Consider the following 2,731-nt stretch of genomic DNA (forward strand, 5'->3'; position numbering starts at 1 on the left):
CGCCCCTTGCCCTGGGCGCCCCCACCCGAAGCGCCCGCGGCGGTGTCCGAGCCGACCGGCGCGGCCTCGTGGGGGGAACCGCCGCCGACCAGGCCGACGGCGCCCTCCAGCGCCCCCTCCGGCTGCGCGGGGGCGACGGGCACCAGGATGCGGCCCACCAGGAGCTCCAACTGCAGGCGCGGGGAGGTCGCGCCAGTCATCGACCGCAGTGCCTCGTCGACCAGGTCGGCGGCGCGCGACAAGCCCTTGGGACCCCAGTTCTTCGCCTGCAACTGCATCCGCTCGAACTGGTCGGCGGGGGCGTCGGAGAGGACATCGCGCGCCCCGTCGCCTGCGACCGCGATTATCAGCAGGTCCCGCAAGCGCTGGAGCAGGTCCTCGACGAAGCGCCTCGGGTCGTGCCCGGACTCGACCATGCGCTCCACGACCCTGTACGCGCCGGCCCCGTCGCCACCGGCCAGGGCGTCCACCGACTCGTCGAGCAGCGCCGAATCCGTGTACCCCAGGAGCGCCACCGCAGTGGCGTAGGAGACCTCGCCGTCGATGGCGCCCGCCATGAGCTGGTCGAGCACGCTCAGGGTGTCGCGCACCGACCCCCCGCCGCTGCGCATCACCATCGGCAGCACGCCGTCGCCGACGCGGACGCGCTCCTGGGCGCACAACTCCTTCAAGTACGGACCCAGCACGTCGGGCGGCACCAGTCGGAAGGGGTAGTGGTGGGTGCGCGAGCGGATCGTGCCGATGACGCGCTCGGGCTCAGTCGTGGCGAACACGAACTTCACGTGCTCGGGGGGCTCCTCCACCAGTTTGAGCAGTGCGTTGAAGCCCTGGTTCGTCACCATGTGGGCCTCGTCGATGATGAAGATCTTGTAGCGGTCGCGCACGGGCGCGAAAGTGGCGCGCTCGCGCAGGTCCCTGGCGTCGTCCACGCCGCCGTGGGAGGCCGCGTCGATCTCGACGACGTCCAAGGAGCCCGAGCCGCCCGTCGCCAGCTCCTTGCACGAGGCGCACTGGCCGCACGGCGCGTCCGTGGGCCCCTGCGCGCAGTTGAGGCAGCGCGCCAGGATGCGCGCGGACGTCGTCTTGCCGCAGCCGCGCGGGCCCGAGAACAGGTAGGCGTGCGTCACGCGGTTCGCCCGGAGCGCCGCCTTCAGCGGCTCCGTCACGTGTTCCTGGCCGATCACCTCGTCGAAAGTGTCGGGGCGGTACCTGCGGTACAAAGCTGTTGTCACCCCTCCAGGGTAAACGGTGGCGGGGGCGTTCGCGTGCCCTCCCCCAGGGATTCGGGAATCCGTGCGCCGAGGACGGGCCCGCATCCCCCGGACCCGGCCCGCCGGAGCGGAGCGGGCAACGCGACGCAGCCCTGGTCGTGCTCCTGCCCCCGGCTCCGGCCCGCCGGAGTGGGGCGCCCCGGAAAGCGGGGGGCGCGGGATGCCCTGGACAGGCGGCGCGAAGGCGTTCATGGCACGCCAGAGAAGGCGCCCACGGCCTGCCGGCGATACCCTGGCAAGGGGGCGCTGTGCTCCCTCTATCTATTCATCGCGGCAGGAGTGGACCGCATGGCGCACCTCGGAACCAGCATGTGCATCGGCGTCGTCCTCCCCCAGCACATCGACGTGGGCGAGGACGAGGCGCTGGCCCTCTTGGCGCCCCGCGAGAGGCGCCAAAAGGGCGCGCGGAAGCGCCCGGGGATCGGGAAGGCCACAGTCAGGAAGATGAAGGGGGACGACCCGTCGTGGTGGGTGCTCGACGTGGATTTCGCAGCGCTGTCGCTAGGGGTGCCCCTCGGCCTGCGGCCGCGCGCCGAGGCGTCGCGTGCCGCGCGGAGGTGGCGGCAAGCCCGGGCGGTCACCGCTGAACTCGCCATCGGCCTCGGAGCAGCATACGCCGGAGTCGGCGAAGAAGCGGAAGTCCCAGTGCCCGCTCACGTCGCGGCCGACGCCGAGCGAGCGCTCGCCTACGCCCCTCAAGCGTGGTTCTTCCCCGCGAACGGACCCGCCTGGCCGCATGTCGGTCCACTGGTCGAGGCGGGCACCGCGCTGCCGCCCTCGGCCACGGGACTGTGGGTCGTCGCTTCGGACCCACTCACCGGACGCGACGACCGCACCGCGCAGCACCGCGTCGCCTCAGTGCTCGTGCGATTGGCCAAAGGGGCGTGATCGGCTCGTGACCGGCTGATCGTCGGGGCCGTGCGCAGGAAGGGCCCGGCGCAGCGAACGCGGTACGCGGGCGTGATAAGGGGGACGGGAACGTTCCCGCCCGAGGCACGGGGCGGGCGCGTCGGGCCCCGCCGGGCTGGGCAGGCCCGCATTGGGGTAGGCAATGGGACATTTGGGGGGAGCGCGGGCCCGCATTGGGGTAGGCAATGGGTCATTGGGGTAGGCAATGGGTCGTTTGGGGGAGAGTGCAGGCCCGCATTGGGGTGGGCAATGGGTCATTGGGGTAGGCAATGGGGCAGCTTCTCCGTGGCCGGGCGCTGCTGGGGCGGGTGCGTTGTCGCATTGGGGTAGGTTACGGTGCATTGGGGTAGGTTATTAGCCTGCCCCAATGGGTGGTTTCCTGCCCCAATGGGGATTAACCTGCCCCGATGGGGGCTAACCACAGGTGGTTTCCTGCCCCGATGCCGCGGTTGGACTCGGAAAGGCTGGTAGCGGTGGGGCTGGCGGCCGGTCGGCCCGGTCATCAGGCGCGGCCGGTCGGCCCGGTCACTGGGAACGGGGCCGCTCGTGGC

Annotated in this window: 2 protein-coding genes; one reads left to right on the forward strand and one right to left on the reverse strand. The window is 71.8% G+C overall.

Annotated elements, in window-relative coordinates; translation table 11 throughout:
- Nucleotides 1-1,232 (reverse strand): DNA polymerase III subunit gamma and tau (locus BH719_RS05715; protein WP_157098263.1); only part of this gene is annotated, 1,232 nt, incomplete at its 3' end.
- 327 nt (nucleotides 1,233-1,559) lie between these two features.
- Here BH719_RS05715 and BH719_RS05720 point away from each other — a divergent pair.
- Entirely contained in the window at nucleotides 1,560-2,159 is a 600-nt protein-coding gene (locus BH719_RS05720) for a hypothetical protein (RefSeq protein ID WP_009743855.1), read from the forward strand.
- The last annotated feature ends 572 nt before the right edge of the window (nucleotides 2,160-2,731 follow it).

It is taken from the genome of Pauljensenia hongkongensis (assembly GCF_001746855.1).
Classification (GTDB): Bacteria; Actinomycetota; Actinomycetes; order Actinomycetales; family Actinomycetaceae; genus Pauljensenia; species Pauljensenia hongkongensis.

Bases quoted from the DNA above. Each gene is read 5' to 3' on its own strand.
- BH719_RS05720 (WP_009743855.1), top strand. From the start codon at position 1,560: ATGGCGCACCTCGGAACCAGCATGTGCATCGGCGTCGTCCTCCCCCAG.